This is a genomic window from Cryobacterium sp. TMT3-29-2 (genome assembly GCF_004564305.1).
In the GTDB taxonomy this organism is placed as follows: domain Bacteria; phylum Actinomycetota; class Actinomycetes; order Actinomycetales; family Microbacteriaceae; genus Cryobacterium; species Cryobacterium sinapicolor.
The window spans coordinates 37844-54240 of the sequence record NZ_SOGK01000012.1 but is presented as its reverse complement, the minus strand read 5'-3'; the positions used below and the strand labels follow the sequence as shown (position 1 = coordinate 54240).

The 16397-nt window shown below is 69.1% G+C and carries 16 protein-coding genes; 12 read left to right on the top strand and 4 right to left on the bottom strand.

Features of this window, described 5'->3' with window-relative positions:
• Positions 1–112 precede the first annotated feature (112 nt).
• On the bottom strand, positions 113–655 hold the full coding sequence (locus E3O67_RS01940) for a flavin reductase family protein (RefSeq protein WP_134432286.1): 543 nt from the start codon (positions 653–655) through the stop codon (positions 113–115).
• 72 nt (positions 656–727) lie between these two features.
• Between E3O67_RS01940 and hisD the strand changes: the two genes are divergently transcribed.
• Genes hisD through E3O67_RS01925 form a run of 3 tightly spaced genes read left to right on the top strand, consistent with a single transcriptional unit; the run spans position 728 to position 3617 of the window.
• The gene (gene hisD, locus E3O67_RS01935; RefSeq protein ID WP_134432284.1) at positions 728–2041 is read left to right on the top strand and encodes a histidinol dehydrogenase; all 1314 of its coding nucleotides are present in this window, start codon (positions 728–730) and stop codon (positions 2039–2041) included.
• A gap of 12 nt (positions 2042–2053) precedes the next feature.
• Positions 2054–2572, top strand: coding sequence for a transcriptional regulator NrdR (gene nrdR / locus E3O67_RS01930; protein ID WP_134432282.1), 519 nt, complete (start codon positions 2054–2056; stop codon positions 2570–2572).
• 7 nt (positions 2573–2579) lie between these two features.
• Entirely contained in the window at positions 2580–3617 is a 1038-nt protein-coding gene (locus E3O67_RS01925; protein ID WP_135101651.1) for a quinone-dependent dihydroorotate dehydrogenase, read from the top strand.
• Between the two features lie 22 nt (positions 3618–3639).
• Here the strand turns inward: E3O67_RS01925 and E3O67_RS01920 are convergent, their stop codons facing one another.
• Positions 3640–4665: an App1 family protein gene (locus tag E3O67_RS01920; RefSeq protein WP_134432425.1), complete on the bottom strand. Its 1026-nt coding sequence runs from the start codon at positions 4663–4665 to the stop codon at positions 3640–3642.
• A gap of 208 nt (positions 4666–4873) precedes the next feature.
• Between E3O67_RS01920 and E3O67_RS01915 the strand changes: the two genes are divergently transcribed.
• The 5 genes from E3O67_RS01915 (at position 4874) to E3O67_RS01895 (ending at position 8827) form a co-directional block, all read left to right on the top strand.
• Positions 4874–5527, top strand: a complete 654-nt coding sequence (locus E3O67_RS01915) for a TetR/AcrR family transcriptional regulator (RefSeq protein WP_134432278.1) — start codon at positions 4874–4876, stop codon at positions 5525–5527.
• Positions 5528–5626: 99 nt separating this feature from the next.
• Positions 5627–6481, top strand: coding sequence for an ABC transporter ATP-binding protein (locus E3O67_RS01910; protein WP_134432276.1), 855 nt, complete (start codon positions 5627–5629; stop codon positions 6479–6481).
• Positions 6478–7164, top strand: coding sequence for an ABC transporter permease (locus tag E3O67_RS01905; protein WP_174776781.1), 687 nt, complete (start codon positions 6478–6480; stop codon positions 7162–7164). The genes E3O67_RS01910 and E3O67_RS01905 overlap by 4 nt, the downstream gene beginning before the upstream one ends.
• Positions 7161–7901, top strand: coding sequence for an ABC transporter permease (locus E3O67_RS01900; protein WP_134432274.1), 741 nt, complete (start codon positions 7161–7163; stop codon positions 7899–7901). Before E3O67_RS01905 ends, E3O67_RS01900 begins: the two co-directional genes overlap by 4 nt.
• Positions 7901–8827: an ABC transporter substrate-binding protein gene (locus E3O67_RS01895; protein WP_135101649.1), complete on the top strand. Its 927-nt coding sequence runs from the start codon at positions 7901–7903 to the stop codon at positions 8825–8827. Before E3O67_RS01900 ends, E3O67_RS01895 begins: the two co-directional genes overlap by 1 nt.
• A 236-nt stretch (positions 8828–9063) precedes the next feature.
• Here the strand turns inward: E3O67_RS01895 and E3O67_RS01890 are convergent, their stop codons facing one another.
• Positions 9064–10002, bottom strand: a complete 939-nt coding sequence (locus E3O67_RS01890) for a M56 family metallopeptidase (RefSeq protein ID WP_134432270.1) — start codon at positions 10000–10002, stop codon at positions 9064–9066.
• A 55-nt stretch (positions 10003–10057) separates the two neighbouring features.
• Entirely contained in the window at positions 10058–10444 is a 387-nt protein-coding gene (locus E3O67_RS01885) for a BlaI/MecI/CopY family transcriptional regulator (RefSeq protein ID WP_135101647.1), read from the bottom strand.
• Positions 10445–10540: 96 nt separating this feature from the next.
• On the opposite strand from E3O67_RS01885, the gene E3O67_RS01880 reads away from it, so the two are divergent.
• Genes E3O67_RS01880 through cydC form a run of 4 tightly spaced genes read left to right on the top strand, consistent with a single transcriptional unit; the run spans position 10541 to position 16361 of the window.
• On the top strand, positions 10541–11953 hold the full coding sequence (locus tag E3O67_RS01880; RefSeq protein ID WP_135101645.1) for a cytochrome ubiquinol oxidase subunit I: 1413 nt from the start codon (positions 10541–10543) through the stop codon (positions 11951–11953).
• Between the two features lie 9 nt (positions 11954–11962).
• Positions 11963–12979 carry a cytochrome d ubiquinol oxidase subunit II gene (cydB, locus tag E3O67_RS01875; RefSeq protein WP_134432264.1) on the top strand — a complete coding sequence of 339 codons (1017 nt, stop codon included), beginning with the start codon at positions 11963–11965 and terminating at the stop codon, positions 12977–12979.
• Positions 12980–12985: 6 nt separating this feature from the next.
• Positions 12986–14641 carry a thiol reductant ABC exporter subunit CydD gene (gene cydD, locus E3O67_RS01870; RefSeq protein WP_135101643.1) on the top strand — a complete coding sequence of 552 codons (1656 nt, stop codon included), beginning with the start codon at positions 12986–12988 and terminating at the stop codon, positions 14639–14641.
• Positions 14634–16361: a thiol reductant ABC exporter subunit CydC gene (cydC, locus tag E3O67_RS01865; protein ID WP_135101641.1), complete on the top strand. Its 1728-nt coding sequence runs from the start codon at positions 14634–14636 to the stop codon at positions 16359–16361. Before cydD ends, cydC begins: the two co-directional genes overlap by 8 nt.
• Positions 16362–16397: the final 36 nt, after the last annotated feature.

Here is a 16397-nt window from a genome sequence, read left to right as displayed (position 1 = left end):
GAGGAGGCCGCCGTGGCCGAGGCAGAGCGGCGCCGCCTCCGCGACGCCGCCGCCGCCGGCGACGCCGCCGGCCGGACCCCGACGCGGAAGTAGCCCGAGCCCGAGCCCGAGGCTAGGCCTCGGCCCCGGGAACGCGGTAGGTGCGCTCGTAGTAGACCAGGGCCTCGTCGTTCTCGCCCATGCCGCCCTCCTCGATCTTCACGACCACCACGGCGCTGTTGTGCACCAGTGCGCGCTCGATGATGCGCCCCACCATCCAGGAGGTGACGCCCCTCAGCACGGGCAGACCGTGGGGCCCGGGCTGCCAGTGATCGCCGACGAAGCGCTGGTCGGCGGGACCCGACATCACCTCGGCGACGGCACGATTGTGCGCGCCCAGGATGTGGATGACGACTCGTTCGCTCTCGGCGATGGCGGGCCACGTGCTGGCCGACCGGGCCATGTTGAAGGTGGCCAGCGGCGGAACCGACGACAGCGACGCCAGCGAGGTGGCCGTGAATCCCACCGGGATGCCGTCCGGGCGCAACGCGGTGATCACCGCGACGCCGGCGGCGTGACGCCGGAAGGAATGCTTGAAGGCGGCCAGATCCAGCGGTGCATTGGGATCTTCGGCCAAGGGTACGGTGCCGGGCTGGGGTATGTCGGTGTCGCTCATGTGACTGAATCAATCTCCTCGGCAGTCAGCCTATTCCCGGTGGACGGGAGTTGATCGCTAGGCTGGAACCCGATGATCCAGACTATTGACCTCCGAGGGACCCGGCCCACTCCGGCGGAATTGCTCGCGGCCGTGCCGCGTGCGCTCACCGACGTGACCGCGGCCAGCGACGTCGCAGCCGAGTTGATCGACGATGTACGGGCCCGAGGCGAGGACGCCCTGCTCGACCAGGCGGAGCGCCTCGACCGGGTGCGTCCGGCCCATCTGCGGGTGCCCGCGTCCCACGTCACCGAGGCGCTGGCCGGGCTCGACCCGACCGTGCGCACGGCCATCGAGGAGACCATCCGCCGGGTGCGCATCGCCAGCGCGGCGCAGGTGCCGCCGCAGGTGACCACCACGATCGCCGACGGCGCCACCATCACGCAACGCTGGCAGCCGATTAACCGGGTCGGCCTGTATGTGCCCGGCGGCAAGGCCGTCTACCCATCCAGCGTCGTGATGAACGTCGTTCCGGCCCAGATCGCGGGCGTGTCCTCGATCGCGCTGGCGTCGCCGCCGCAGAGCGACTTCGACGGCCGCGTGCACCCCACCATCCTCGCGGTGTCGGGCCTGCTCGGCATCGACGAGATCTACGCCATGGGCGGAGCCGGCGCGGTCGGTGCCTTCGCCTACGGCGTGCCCGGGCTGGGCCTGGACCCGGTGCAGCTCGTCACCGGCCCCGGCAACGTCTATGTGGCCGCCGCCAAGCGCCTGGTGCGCGGAGTGACCGGAATCGACTCCGAGGCCGGCCCGACCGACATCCTGGTGATCGCTGATGCCTCCGCCGATCCCCGTCTCGTCGCCGCCGACCTGGTCAGCCAGGCCGAGCATGACGAACTGGCCGCCGCCATGCTCGTGACCGATTCGGTGGAGCTCGCCGACGCGGTCTCCCTGCACCTGGTCGACCTGATGCAGAGCACGACCCACAGCATCCGTGTCACCGCGTCCCTGAACGGGCGCCAGTCGGGGATCGTCCTCGTGGACGACCTCGGCGCTGCGGCCGCGTTCAGCAATGCGTTCGGTCCCGAGCACCTCGAGATCCAGACCAGCGACCCGGATGCCGTGCTCGCGCTGATCGAGAACGCCGGCGCCATCTTCCTCGGCCCGCATTCGCCCGTGAGCCTCGGCGACTACGTGGCCGGCTCGAACCACGTGCTGCCGACGGGAGGTCAGGCCCGGTTCTCTTCCGGCCTCGGCGCGTACACGTTCCTGCGCCCCCAGCAGGTCGTCACGTACAGCCGTGACGCGCTGCGCGAGGTCGCCGACCACATTGCGGCGCTGTCCACGGCCGAGGCGCTTCCCGCGCACGGCGACGCCGTCACCGCCCGTTTCACGGCCGCGCGGTAGGCTGGCCGCACGATGTTCTGCCCGTTCTGCCGCCACCCGGACTCCCGAGTCATCGACTCGCGCACGAGCGACGACGGACTTTCCATCCGCCGGCGCCGCCAGTGCCCCGAGTGCGGCCGGAGGTTCAGCACGACCGAGACCGCCAGCCTGAACATCGTCAAGCGCAGCGGAGTCGTCGAACCGTTCAGCCGCGACAAGATCGTGGCCGGCGTGCGCAAGGCCTGCCAGGGTCGACCAGTGACGGACTCCGATCTGGCCATGCTCGCCCAGCGGGTCGAGGAGACCATTCGGCAGACCGGCGCGTCGCAGGTGAAGGCGAACGAGGTCGGTCTTGCGATCCTGCCGCCGCTACGTGAACTGGACGAGGTTGCCTACCTGCGCTTCGCGAGTGTCTACCAGGCGTTCGACTCGCTCGAGGATTTCGAGGCCGCGATTGCCCGACTGCGCATCGAGCACGGTTCGCGCACCGAGCGCACCGAGCGCACCGAGGGCGACAGTGGTGCGGGCGTCACCCGCCCCGCTGAGTCGTAGGCTCCTCGTGTATCCGCTGATCTTCTCGCTGTTCCTGACCCGCCTCGACCCCGAAAGAGCCCACCACCTGGCCTTCACTGTGATCCGGGCGCTGCCCACGCTCGGGGTCGGCGGGGTCGTGCACCGCTTCACCCGCCCGCGCACGGACCTCGGTGTTGAGACTCTGGGTCTCCGATTCGAGTCCCCGTTCGGCGTGGCCGCCGGTTTCGACAAAGACGGCGAAGCCGTGATCGGGCTCGGTCAGCTCGGGTTCGGGCACGTGGAGGTCGGCACCATCACCGCCGTCCCGCAGCCGGGCAACCCGAAGCCTCGCCTCTTCCGCCTGATCCCCGACCGTGCAATCGTCAACCGGATGGGTTTCAACAATTCCGGTGCCCGCGCCGCGCGGGTGCGCCTCGCGCACGTCCGGTCCGTCTCTGGCCGCCCGGTCCTGGGCATCAACATCGGAAAGAGCCGGGTCACCGCGGTCGAGGACGCCACCGCCGACTACCTCGTCAGCGCCGCCCTGCTCGCGCCCCTCGCCGACTACCTCGTCGTCAATGTCAGTTCGCCGAACACCCCCGGGCTGCGCGGACTGCAGGAGCTCGACCAGCTCGCCCCGCTGTTGCGGGCGGTCAAGGTCGAGGCCGGCGCCACGCCTCTGCTGGTGAAAATCGCCCCCGACCTCGAGGATGAGGCGGTGACCCGTATTGCCGAACTCGTCGTGGCGTTGGGGCTGGACGGCATCATCGCCACGAACACCACGATTTCCCGCGCCGGCCTCGCCACGGATGCCGCGACCGTCGAGGCCGCCGGCGCCGGTGGTCTCTCCGGAGCCCCGCTCCGGGCCCGTTCCCTGGCCGTGCTGCGCGTGATCCGGGCCGCGGTGCCCCGAGACCTGTGCGTGATCTCGGTGGGCGGCGTGGAGACCGCTGAACACGTGGCCGAGCGTCTCGCGGCCGGCGCGACGCTCGTGCAGGGCTACACCGGGTTCCTCTACCGCGGTCCGCTGTGGGCGCGCCAGATCAACCGCGGGCTCGACCGCATCCTCGCCCCGCGGCCGTAGCTCCCGGATCAGGCCGTCGCGCCTAAATCAGGCCGTGGTCCGCGAGCTGCCGGGCCAGGGCCGAGCCGTCCGGTCCGTACACCCAGCGTGGATCACGGGGTACGGTGGCGGTATCCTTGAGCGGGCGCCCGGCCAGCACGGCCTGACTGGGGGACAGCTGGCGGATAGCCACCGCGTCCACGCTGCCCGGGAAGTCCCGCTGGAACTCGCTGTAGATGGCCTCATCGTGCTGGCCGTCGTCGCCGATCAGGATCCAGCGGATGTCCGGGAACTCCAGTGCGAGACGGCGCAGGTTGGCCCTCTTGTGGTCCTGACCGCTACGGAACCAGCGGTCGTGGGTGGGACCCCAATCGGTGAGCAGGAGAGCTCCCGACGGGTACAGGTTGCGGTTCAGGAACCGGGTCAGGGTCGGGGCGACGTTCCAGGCCCCGGTCGACAGGTAGATCATCGGGGAACCCTCGTTGACCGCGGCGAGTCGGTCCAGGAGGACCGCCATGCCCGGCGTGGGAACCCGGGCGTGCTCGTCGAGCACGAAGGTGTTCCAGGCGGCGAGCAGCGGACGGGGGAGAGTGGTGACCATGACCGTGTCATCGACGTCGGAGAGGATCCCGCGGCGCACCGACGGGGCCACGATGAAAAGCGGTGCCTCGACCGGCGCGGCCGTGTCATCGGTGTGCAGCCGGGCCGTGTGCCAGCCGGGCGTCAGCGTGACCGGTATGACGGTGTCGACCACACCGCCGCGGTCGGCTTGCACCCGATGGATGAAGCCGTTGATCTCGATGGTCACCGTGACGTCGTTGACCGGGACACTCGTGAAGCTGCGCCAGCCGCGGATCCCGACCTCGCGGCGGTCGGCACGCCAGTGACGGCGGGCCAGCTTGGAGCCGGGTTTCGCCGGCTTGGCCAGGAGCACCCGGCACAGGAGGCGCACCCACTCGGTCGAGCCGTAACCGGCGTAAGGAATGACCGTGGGCAGGTAGCCGCGCTTGCGGGCTGAGTGTTCACGCTTGAAGTGCAGCCAGTCCTCGATGCGGGCGGCGCGATGCATCAACTTCGCTGGCGTGCCCGTGGGCGGGATTCGAGGATATGTCGGCACACCTCTAGTCTGGCATGCGCCGGCCTCAACTCCGCAGCGGAGTGGCGTCGCCCGGGGCATCCGACGTCCATTCCTGCCCAGTCTGACAAGACACGCCGTTACGGAAGGATGATGAGCCGATTGCCACCTAGTATTAGTGAATTACTCTCAAGGAGGACAAGTGTCACTCAGTGACCTTTTCGGTGGGGATCCTTTTGTGCCGGCCCAGCAGGCACGCATCGAGCCGATCCAACAGCGCAGCACAGCACGACTGTCGGGTCTGCTCGACGCCGCCGCCATCGTCGTGGACGAGGTCGGTTTCGACCGCATCACGACCGCGATGGTGGCCGAACGTGCCGGCGCGTCGATCGGAACCGTGTACCGGTACTACCCCGATCGCGTCGCGGTGCTGCAGGCGCTGCGTGAGCGCGCCGTGCTGCGCTTCCGCAGCCGGGTGGCGGAGCAGCTCACGACGAGTGCTCCCCAGGGCTGGTGGCAGGCCGTGGACGTGGCCATCACGGCCTTCGTCGACCTGTACCGCTCCGAGCCGGGGTTTCGCATCATGCATTTCGACGACCGGCAGGGTGCTTCCGTCGTCGAAGACTCCGACACGGGCTACTTCGCCCGCCGGGTGGCCGGCATGCTGGTCGAGGAGTTCGGCCTCGAGGGTGGTGCCGAACTGATCTTCCGGCTCGAGGTCGCCGTGGAGATGGGTGATTCCATCCTGTCGCGGGCATTCCGCTCCGACCCGCAGGGTGATCCGCGGTTCATCACGGAGTGTCGCGTCGTCACCCACGACTACCTGGCCGGATACTACGGGCCGAGCGTTCGCTAGGAATTCCGCGTTCCGGTTGGCTCGTGGCGCCGAGTGATGGTTGGGTGGGGTACCTGCCGCCCGCGTTCTGTCGACTCGGGCGAGAAATGAGCCCTCTCCATGATCGAGTTCCGCTCGGTGAGCAAGCAGTTCCCGGACGGCACCCGTGCCGTCGACGATTTCAGCCTGACCCTTCCGTCGCATCGGACGACGGTGCTCGTCGGCTCCTCCGGCTCCGGTAAGACCACCCTGTTGCGCATGATCAACCGGATGGTCGACCCGAGCGGCGGCACCATCGAGATCGACGGGGCCGACATCGCCCAGCTCGAGCCGGTGCAGCTGCGACGCAGTATCGGCTATGTGATGCAGAACTCCGGCCTGCTCCCGCACCGAACGGTGATCGACAATGTCGCGACGGTTCCGCTGCTGCGCGGGGTGCCGAGGAAGAAGGCCCGTGCCGATGCCCTCGCCCTGCTCGACACGGTGGGCCTGGACCAGACCCTGGCGGCCCGGTACCCGAGCCAGCTCTCCGGCGGGCAGCAGCAGCGGGTAGGGGTGGCCCGCGGGCTTGCGGTGAACCCGAACATTCTGCTGATGGACGAGCCGTTCGGCGCCGTCGACCCGATCGTGCGGGCCGAGCTGCAGCAGGAACTGATCCGGCTGCAGAGCGAGCTCGGCAAAACGGTGGTGTTCGTCACCCACGACATCGAAGAGGCATTCCTCCTCGGCGACCAGGTCGTCATCCTGCGCGACGGCGGACGGATCGCCCAGGTCGGGGCGCCGGCCGACATCCTGGCGGACCCGGCCGACGACTTCGTGGCCAGCTTCATCGGAGCGGATCGCGGCAAGCGAGCCCTGCACCTGGAGCGCCGTGGCGACTCCGACCTGCTGCTCGACAGCGAGGGCCGCCTGGCCGGCGTGCTCGTCATGCCCGGGACGTCCGCGCCCTCGCCGGATTCACCGGCTCCGCGGTGACCTGGATCTGGGCGAATCTCGACCTGCTCTGGGATCGCACCCTCGACCACCTGGTGCTCAGCGTGCCGCCCATCATGCTCAGCTTCCTGATCGCCGTGCCGCTCGGTTGGCTCGCGAACCGGTACCGGGCCGGGCGCGGCGTGATCCTCACAGCCAGTGGGCTGCTCTACGCCATCCCGTCCCTGCCGCTGTTCTTCGTGATCCCGGCCGTCGTGGGCACCAGCCTCCGCTCACCGCTCAACCTGGTCATCGCCCTGACGCTCTACGGCGTCGCGCTGATGGTGCGTGTGGTGGCCGACGGGCTGGCATCCGTGGACGAGGACGTGCGTCAGTCCGCTGTCGCCGTGGGGTATTCCGGCTGGAGCACCTTCTGGCAGGTGGAGCTGCCGCTGGCCGGACCGGTGCTTCTGGCCGGCCTCCGGGTCGTGGCCGTCAGCACGGTCAGCCTGGCCACGGTCGGGGCCGTGATCGGCGCGCAGAGCCTCGGGAGCCTGTTCACGGATGGCTTCCAGCGCGGCATCCAGGCCGAGATCATCGCCGGAATCGTGCTGACCGTGGCGCTGGCGTTGCTGCTGGACGGCGCCCTCGTGCTGCTCGGGCGCCTGCTGCTGCCGTGGACCCGCCTAGCGGCCACCAGCCGGCGGGCACTGCGGGTCTCCCGGAGCGCGGAGGGTTCCGGATGAACCTGTTCCAGGACGCCCTGAACTGGATCCTCGACCCAGCCAATTACGCCGGGCCGGGCGGCATCCCGGTGCGTCTGGTTGAGCACCTGGTATTCACGGTCGCGGCGGTCCTGATGGCCTGCGCGATCGCGATTCCGGTCGGCTTCCTGATCGGGCACACGGGCCGGGGGCGCAGCCTGGCCGTGGCCACGTCCGGCGGGCTGCGAGCCATTCCGACCCTGGGCCTGCTCACCTTGGTCGCGCTGTGGGTCGGAATCGGGCTCGGGGCTCCGTCCGTGGCGCTCACGGTCCTGGCGATCCCGCCCATCCTCGCGGGCGCATACGCCGGATTCGAGGCCATCGACCGGTCCGTGATCGACTCCGCCCGCTCGGTCGGGATGTCGGAGAGCCAGATCGTGCGCACCGTCGAGATCCCGCTGGGTATGCCGCTGCTCATCGCGGGCATCCGTTCGGCCACCCTGCAGGTCATCGCCACGGCCACCCTGGCGGCCTACGTGGCGGACATCGGCCTCGGGCGATTCCTGTTCGCCGGGTTGAAAACTCGCGACTACGCGGAGATGCTGGGCGGGTCGCTGCTCGTGATCCTGCTCGCCCTCACGCTCGAGGGAATATTCACCGTCATGCAGCGACTTGTCGTTCCCAGAGGCGTCGCGTCCGGACGCACCCCAGTCGACCGCGCCAGGTCAGCCCGACCTGTGCCGGGGATGGATCCCGCCATCACGAAAGGAACCCACTAATGTTCACAGCTAAAAGAGGCCGGCTCGCGGCGGTTGCCGCGGTCGCGGTTGGGGCCGTCGTAGCCCTTGCAGGGTGTGCGTCCGGTGATCCGCTGGACAGCGGAAATAGCGCCGACGAGGCATCCGCGACCCTGGTCATCGGTTCGCAGGACTACTACTCGAACGAGATCATCGCCGAGATCTATGCGCAGGCGTTGGAGTCGAACGGCTTCACGGTCGACCGGCAATTCAAGATCGGCCAGCGCGAGGTGTACCTGCCCGAGATCGAATCCGGCACCATCGACGTCTTCCCGGAGTACACGGGCAGCCTGTTGCAGGTCCTCAAGGAGAATGCCGCCGGCGGCACCGCCGACGAGACCTACGCGCAGTTGCAGGACGAGCTGCCCGAGGGGCTGAGCGTGCTGGACATGGCCTCGGCTACGGACCAGAACTCCTGGACCGTGACGCAGGCCTTCGCCGACAAGTACAGCCTGACCGACATCGCGTCACTCGCCGACGTCACCGAGCCGATCACCGTCGGCGGCCCGTCTGAACTGCAGACCCGCCCGTACGGACCGACGACCCTGACGGAGAAGTACGGCATCCCGATCGCCGGCTTCACACCGATCGAGGATGGCGGTGGCCCGCTCACGATCAAGGCTCTCGTCGACAACGACATCCAGATCACGAACGTCTACACGGCCAGCCCGAACATCAAGTCGGACAGCCTCGTCGCCCTCGACGACCCCGACGGCCTGTTCTTCGCGGACAACGTCGTTCCTCTCGTCTCCGACAAGGTCGACGAGAAGGCCGCCGACGTACTCAACGCCGTCAGTGCCGCTCTGACCGCCGAAGACCTGGTCAGCCTCAACTCCGAGAGCGTGAACGACGAGCTCTCGGCCGAGAAGATTGCGGCAGCCTGGCTCAAGCAGGCGAACCTCTTCTAGAGCGCCAGCTGATTCCGGCAGTGCCGGACTCAAACATCGCCTGACGAATTCGACGGAGATTTTGCGCCTGCGGGCCGGTTGCAGGGCAAAACAGGCCCTGGGACCGAAAATCTCCGTCGAATTCGTTGGGGGTTGGGGGCTGGGCCTGGGCCGGGGTCAGGTCAGGCCGGGTCAGGCCGGGTCAGGTCAGGTCAGGTCAGGTCAGGCCGGGTCAGGCCGGGTCAGGTCAGGCCGGGTCAGGTCAGGAACAGGAGCAGCGTCGGCAGCAGCAGAAGCGCGGCTGCTGCCGCCGAGGCGATAGGCGCGGCGGAGCGCGGCAGGGGCGCCTGCGGGGTGATCAGCCTGCGAACGCGGGGTGTCACGAGGTCGAACGGATGGTCCGGGCCGTCGGCGAGTTCGACATCCGTTCCCAGCAGGTCCACCTGGTGGGCCGACCCGACCAGCGCGATCGCGGTGGCCAGCGTGCGGTCGTCGATAACGCGCCGGGCCTGGTCGTCGGCCAGCATCTCGATCAGGAGGGCCACCGCGTTCTCGGCGCGATTGGCGATCGGGAACCACGGCAGCGCGCTGTGCCAGGACTTGAAGGCGAGCAGCACGAGGTGGTGCTGCTGCAGCAGGTGGGCGCGTTCGTGCGCGATCACCCCGCGCAGCTGGTCCGCGTCCAGCAGCTGCAGGAGGCCGCGGGAGAGTACGGTCGCCGACCGGGTCGCGCCGGGCAGGCAGTAGGCGACCGGTGCGTCGTGCTCGATCACAAGGGTGCCCGAATGGTGGGGCAGAGGCTCGCTGAGCAGCCCGATCAGGTGCCGGTGCCGGCGGTGCTGGCGCTGGGCGCGGGACAAGGTCGCGGCGAGGTTGAGCAGCAAATGACTGCCGAGGATCAGCGCCGCGCACAGCATGAGCACGCTGCCGAACGATGTGCCGGCCGGCAGAGTGCCGGTGAAGAGATGGCCGGCCAACGAACGGATGCCGTCGAGCAGGTTCTCGCCGAACGGGATCAGTCCGAAGCTGAGCAGTGAGCCGATCATCGAGAGCCCGCCCGCCAGGGCGAAGGACTGCCACAGCACCAGGGCGATCGCGGGGGAGCGGGACGGCCATCCGGCCTGGGCCAACCAGATCGGAACCGGACCGGCCAGCAGAACGGCGACGACCATGAGCGCTACGGCAGTGCCGAACACGACTTGACCATTCCGGTTCGCGCTGTCTGATGCGGGGACCGGGACAGGGTGCCGGTCACTCGCGAATGAGCGGCGCAGTGCCGAGGAGCACGCGCAGGGCGTCGGCCTCCTGCGGGGTGACGTCGCCGATGAACCGGGCGAGAGCCGCCTGCCGGTCGGGCGCCGAACCGAGCACCTCGTGCATCAGCTCCGCGGTGTGCTCGGCCCGGGTCGCCACGGCCCGGTAGCGGTGCGGCCGGATGTCCCGGTCCCGGGTGACGAAGCCCTTGGTCTCGAGGCGGGAGAGCACCGTGAGCACGGTCGTGGTGGCGAGTGGTTTGTGCCGGGCGGTCGCGGCCGTCGGGGTGAGCAGCCGGTCCCGGAGGTCGTTGGCAGGGAGAGGCTCCTCGGTGTCCCACAGGACATCCATCAGCAGTCTCTCGAGTACACCCAATCGCCCCATAGTGGGGAGTCTAGCGGGCGGGAATCGACTCTTCTACGTCTCGTAGAAGAGTAATGTTCTACATAGTGTAGAAAACCCGTGGACGCTGGAGGGCGCATGAACGAGTGGCTGGATCCGTTACTCCTGTCAAGATGGCAATTCGGTCTGACCACCGTCTACCACTTCCTCTTCGTGCCGCTCACGATCGGGCTGGCATTCACGGTGGCGCTCTTCCAGACCGCCTGGGTGCGCACCGACAAGGCCAAATACCTTCAGCTGACCCACTTCTTCGGCAAGATTTTCTTGATCAACTTCGCCATGGGCGTCGTTACCGGAATCGTGCAGGAGTTCCAGTTCGGGATGAACTGGTCGGACTACTCCCGCTTCGTTGGCGACGTGTTCGGCGCCCCGCTCGCCTTCGAGGGCATCACCGCCTTCTTCTTGGAGGCCACCTTCATCGGACTGTGGATCTTCGGCTGGGACAAACTGCCCCGCGGCCTGCACCTGGCCACCATCTGGCTGACCACGGCCGGCTCGATCGCCTCGGCCTACTTCATCCTCGCGGCGAACGCGTTCATGCAGAACCCGATCGCGTTCCGCATCAACGAGGAGCGCGGCCGGGCCGAGTTGACCAGCATCGGTGAACTCCTGACCAACCCGATCGCGCTGGCCTCCTTCCCGCACACGATCTTCGCCTGCTTCATGGTGTCGTCGGGCCTCGTCATCTCGGTGGCGGCCTGGCACCTGCTGCGCAGGCAGAACGAGGACACCATGCGTCCCGCGCTCAAGCTGGGCATGTGGATGATGGTCGTCTCCGGGGCGCTCACCACCTTCTTCGGCGACTCGCTCAGCCTCGCCATGACCGCGGCTCAGCCCATGAAGATGGCGGCGGCCGAGGCGATGTACAAGACCGCGACGGGCGCCGAGGCATCCTTCTCGATCTTCACCCTCGGCACCCCCGACGGCGTGAGCGAGTTGTTCTCGATTCGCATCCCCTACCTGCTGTCCTTCCTGTCGACCCACACCCTCAACGGCACCGTCGAGGGCATCGACAACCTGCAGGCGCAGTACGTCACCCTGTACGGCCCCGGGGACTACACGCCGACGATCTGGATCACCTACTGGGCTTTCCGCTGGATGATCGGTCTCGGCATCGCGCACATCCTCGTCGCCGTGGTCGGCCTCTGGTTGACCCGGAATGGGCGCAGCCCGGAGGCCACCTGGGTCTGGAAGATCGCCATTTGGAGCTTCCCGTTCTCCCTGCTCGCGATGAGCGTCGGCTGGATCTTCACCGAGATGGGCCGGCAGCCCTGGCTCGTGTTCGGCCTCCTGCGCACCCAGGACGGCGTGTCACCCAATGTCAGCGGCGTCGAGATCCTGATCTCACTGATCGCGTTCACGCTGATCTACGGCGCTCTCGCCGTCGTCGAATTCAAGTTGATCCTGCAGGCCGTGCGGCAGGGACCGGCCCCGCTGGCGGAACCCGACCCGGTGTCCGGCAGGGTCAAGCCACAGGTCACGGTCTACTAGGAGCGCATGATGGAACTCAACATTCTCTGGTTCTGGATCATCGGTGCACTCTTTATCGGCTACTTCGTTCTCGACGGCTTCGACTTCGGCGTCGGCATGTCCCTGCCCTTCCTCGGCAAGGACGACCTCGACCGCCGGGTCATCATCAACACCATCGGGCCGGTCTGGGACCTCAACGAAACCTGGTTGATCGTGGCCGGCGCGGCCCTGTTCGCCGCGTTCCCGGAGTGGTACGCCACCCTGTTCAGCGGCTTCTACCTGGCCCTGCTCGTGATCCTGCTTGCCCTTATCCTGCGCGGGGTGTCGTTCGAGTACCGGCATCAGCGCCCAGAGGCGGCGTGGAAGAAGCGCTTCGACCTGATGATCGTGATCGGGTCCGCGGTTCCCGCCCTGCTCTGGGGTGTCGCCTTCTCCAACATCGTGCAGGGCGTGCCCCTGGATGCCGGCCACAACTACATCGGCTCCTTCTTCGACCTGCTCAATCCCTACGCCCTCCTCGGCGGCCTCACCACGCTGCTCCTGTTCTTCACCCACGGCGTGATCTTCATCTCCCTGAAGACCGAGGGGGACATCCGTCAGCGCGCCCAGAAGCTGGCCGTCAAGGCCGGGATCGTCACCATCGTGGTGGCCGCCTCATTCCTGGTCTGGACCACCCTCGCCTTCGGCAGCCTGGCCACCGCAGCCTTCGCCGTGCTCGCCGCCGTCGCCCTGATCGGGGCGTTCCTGGCGAACCTGCGCGGGTCCGAGGGATGGGCGTTCACGCTGATGGCCGCGACCATCGCCCTCGCGGTGCTGACGCTCTTCGCCTCCCTGTTCCCCGACGTGATGCCGGCCAGCAATGACGCGGCGAATAGCCTGACCATCGAAAACGCGTCCTCGACGCCGTACACGCTGCAGGTGATGAGCTGGACCGCCCTGTTCGCCATGCCGGTGATCCTCCTCTACCAGGGCTGGACCTACTGGGTGCTGCGCAAGCGGGTCAGTCGCACGACCGTCTCGGCCGACGTAGAGTCCGCCGTACACTGAATGTAAATGCGCCCATTCGATCCTCGGCTCCTCCGCTATGCGAGCGCCGCCCGGTGGTTCCTGTCGGTGGGTGCCCTGCTTGGACTGGCGCAGACCGTCACGGTCATCACGTTCTCCTGGCTATTGAGCCAGAGCATCACCCTCGCGGTGACGGGGGCGTCGCGGGCCGACCTCGCCTCGACCACCGCCGCCCTTGCGGGGGTGATCGTGGTCCGGGCCGCGCTGGTCTGGCTGCTCGAGGTGGCCGCCACCCGCGGGGCAGCCCAGGTCAAGAGCCAGCTGCGCCGCCAGGTGCTCGACCGCGTCGCCGAGCGCGGCCCGGACTGGATCAGCGGCCGGGCCGGCGCCGGCGTCTCCACCCTGGTCACCCAGGGGCTCGACGCGCTCGACAACTACTTCGCCCGCTACCTGCCCCAGCTCCTGCTGGCGGCGATCAGCACGCCCCTGCTGATCCTGGTGATGCTTGGGCAGGACCTGCCCAGCGGCATCACGGTCATCGTGGTGCTGCCGTTCATTCCAATCTTCATGGTGCTGATCGGCAAGGCCACCCAGTCCGTGCAGCACCAGCAGTGGGAGTCCCTGCAGCGGCTGTCGACGGGGTTCCTCGACCTCGTCGGCGGGCTCGGCACGCTCAAGATCTACGGCCGGGACCGTCGCCAGTTCGCCCGGGTACGCGCCATCACCGAGGACTACCGCGCCCGCACCATGACGGTGCTGCGGGTCTCCTTCCTCAGTGGTTTCGTGCTCGAGCTGGCGGCCAGCCTGTCGGTCGCCCTCGTCGCCGTCTCCATCGGCCTGCGCCTGGTCGACGGCACCCTCGCGCTCGGCGTCGGCCTGTTCGTGCTGCTGCTGGCCCCGGAGGCATTCTTGCCGGTGCGCCAGGTCGGCGCCCAATTCCACGCCGCGGCCGACGGCCTGGCCGCCGCGGCCGAGGTCTTCGCCATTCTCGACGACGCCGGGGCCGCGGCCGTCATCGCGTCCGCCCCGGCTGCCTCGGCCGCTCACCCCGGTCAGGGCCCCGCGGATGCCGGCGAGCTACGGTTCGAGCAGGTCACGATTCGGCGCGGCACGGATGCCCCGGTGCACGACTTCACCGCCGTGTTCCGCCCCGGCGAACTCACCGTGGTCGTTGGTCCGAGCGGCGCCGGAAAATCCACACTGGTGGCCGCCCTGCAGGGATTCGTCCCCTTCGACGGGCGGATCCGGCTGAATGGTGCCGAGCAGACTCCGGGCACACCTCGCCCCTGGCTGGCGTGGGCGGGGCAACGGCCGGGACTGTTCCATGGGACGATCGCCGACAACCTTGCGCTCGGCGACGCATCCGTCGACCCGGAGACCGTGACGCGGGCGCTGGAATGCGCCGGAGCCGCCGACCTCGACCCGGCCACCGTGCTCGGCGTCGCCGGCTCGGGGCTCTCCGGCGGGCAGGCTCAGCGGGTGGCCGCCGCGCGCGCGATCTACCGTGCCGAGGCGCACGACTGTGCCGTGATCGTTCTCGACGAGCCCAGTTCTGCCTTGGACGAGGCGGCGGAAGCTTCCCTCGTGGCCGGGCTGCGCCGGCTCACCGACCAGGGGCGGATGGTGATCGTGGTCAGCCACCGGCCCACGCTGCGGGACGCCGCCGACCAGATCGTTGCCCTGAACGAGGTGGCCCATGTCTGATTCCCGACCGAGCGCGAGCACGAGCACGAGCACGGAGGCGGCGGGCCCTGCCGAGGTGCGCGCCGTGCTGCGCCTGGCCCAGCCGCCGGCCCGCCGGTTCGCCCCTGGCCTGGCCGCAGGCGTGCTGAGCGCGTTCTTCGCGGTGGCTCTGCTGGCGTCGTCGGCCTGGTTGATCACCCGCGCGGCCGAGCAGCCGCCGATCATGTTCCTCTCGATGGCGGTCGTCGGCGTACGTGCGTTCGCGCTCGGCCGGTCCGCGTTCCGGTACCTCGAGCGGCTGGCCAGCCACGACGCCGCGTTCCGCCAGCTGGCGGACCTGCGTCTGGGCGTGTTCGCCCGTATCCTGCCGCTCGCCCCGGCCGGCCTCGGGGGCACGAGCCGCGGCGACCTGCTCAGCCGCCTCGTGCGCGACGTCGACGACCTGCAGGACTTTCCGCTGCGCGTCGTTCAGCCTCTCGCCACGGCCGGGATCCTCGCGATCGTGAGCGTGGCCGGGGTCTGGTCGGTGCTCCCCGCCGCCGGCCTGACGCTGGCGCTCACGCTGCTCGCCGCCGGCCTGCTGGCCACCTTCGCCTCCAGCGCGCTGTCCGCCCGATCGGAGCGGCGGCTCGCCCCTCTCCGCGGCGATCTCGCCGGAGAGGTGCTCGAGGTCGTGGAGAACCTCGACGTCCTGACCGCCTTCGGCGCCCTCGACGCCCGCCTGGCAACCCTCGCCGCGGCCGACGACCGGCTGCGCCGGACCTCGCTGCGCCGGTCCCTGGGGGTGGGCGTGCAGGGCGCCGTGCTGTCCCTGTTCGCCGGTCTGGCCACGGTCGCCGCGCTCTGGGTCGGCATTCCGGCTCTCTCCGGGCCGGCCGGAATCAGCGGTCCGGCCTTCGCCGTCGTCGTGCTGGTGCCCATGGCGGTGTTCGAGGTGTTCGGCATGGTCCCGCTCGCCCTCGGCGTCTGGCGCCAGGTGCACTCCAGTGCCGCGCGGGTGGCTTCCGCGGTGCCGACCGTGGTTCCGGTTGAGATTCCGGCGGAGCCGACCGTGGCCGGGGTGGGCGCGACTGCCGCCGTCGGCGCCCGCCCGGTGCTCGAACTCACCGACGTCGGCGCCCGCTGGCCAGGAGCCCTGACTCCCGGGGTCTCCGGCATCACCCTGCGACTGGCGCCGGGGGACCGCGTGCACCTGGCCGGTCCGAGCGGCGCCGGCAAGACCACGCTGGCCCAGACGTTGGTGCGCTTCCTCGACTACACGGGCTCGTACCGGCTCGACGGTGTCGAGGCACGCCTGCTGGCCCCGGCCGAGGTGCGCAGCCGGGTGGGACTGTGCGAGCAGCGTCCCTGGCTCTTCGACGACAGCATCCGTCAGAACCTGCTCTTCGCCCGCGAAACGGCCACCGACGACGACCTCGAGGCCGTGCTGGGCCGGGTCGGACTGGGGGAGTGGACCGCTCAGCGCGGCGGCCTCGACGCCCGGGTCGGTGAACGGGGCGCCCTGGTCTCCGGCGGTCAGGCCCAGCGGATCGCGCTGGCGCGCGCCCTGCTGGCGGACTTCCCGGTGCTCATCGTCGACGAACCCACCGCCAACGTCGACGAGGCGCAGGGCGACCTGCTGGTGCGGGACATCCTGGCCACGGCCAAGGAGGACGGACGCGCGGTGCTGCTCATCTCGCATACGCCCGTGCCCGACGACCTGATCACCGCGAGGGTCGCCGTGCCCGGACCGGCCCGCTGAAACCGGCCACTGAATGAAGCCGCCCCGCCGTGAGTG

Coding starts and splice junctions, on each gene's coding strand:
- E3O67_RS01940 (WP_134432286.1), bottom strand. CDS start 655: ATGAGCGACACCGACATACCCCAGCCCGGCACCGTACCCTTGGCCGAA.
- hisD (WP_134432284.1), top strand. CDS start 728: ATGATCCAGACTATTGACCTCCGAGGGACCCGGCCCACTCCGGCGGAA.
- nrdR (WP_134432282.1), top strand. CDS start 2,054: ATGTTCTGCCCGTTCTGCCGCCACCCGGACTCCCGAGTCATCGACTCG.
- E3O67_RS01920 (WP_134432425.1), bottom strand. CDS start 4,665: ATGCATCGCGCCGCCCGCATCGAGGACTGGCTGCACTTCAAGCGTGAA.
- E3O67_RS01910 (WP_134432276.1), top strand. CDS start 5,627: ATGATCGAGTTCCGCTCGGTGAGCAAGCAGTTCCCGGACGGCACCCGT.
- E3O67_RS01900 (WP_134432274.1), top strand. CDS start 7,161: ATGAACCTGTTCCAGGACGCCCTGAACTGGATCCTCGACCCAGCCAAT.
- E3O67_RS01895 (WP_135101649.1), top strand. CDS start 7,901: ATGTTCACAGCTAAAAGAGGCCGGCTCGCGGCGGTTGCCGCGGTCGCG.
- E3O67_RS01885 (WP_135101647.1), bottom strand. CDS start 10,444: ATGGGGCGATTGGGTGTACTCGAGAGACTGCTGATGGATGTCCTGTGG.
- E3O67_RS01880 (WP_135101645.1), top strand. CDS start 10,541: ATGAACGAGTGGCTGGATCCGTTACTCCTGTCAAGATGGCAATTCGGT.
- cydB (WP_134432264.1), top strand. CDS start 11,963: ATGGAACTCAACATTCTCTGGTTCTGGATCATCGGTGCACTCTTTATC.
- cydD (WP_135101643.1), top strand. CDS start 12,986: ATGCGCCCATTCGATCCTCGGCTCCTCCGCTATGCGAGCGCCGCCCGG.
- cydC (WP_135101641.1), top strand. CDS start 14,634: ATGTCTGATTCCCGACCGAGCGCGAGCACGAGCACGAGCACGGAGGCG.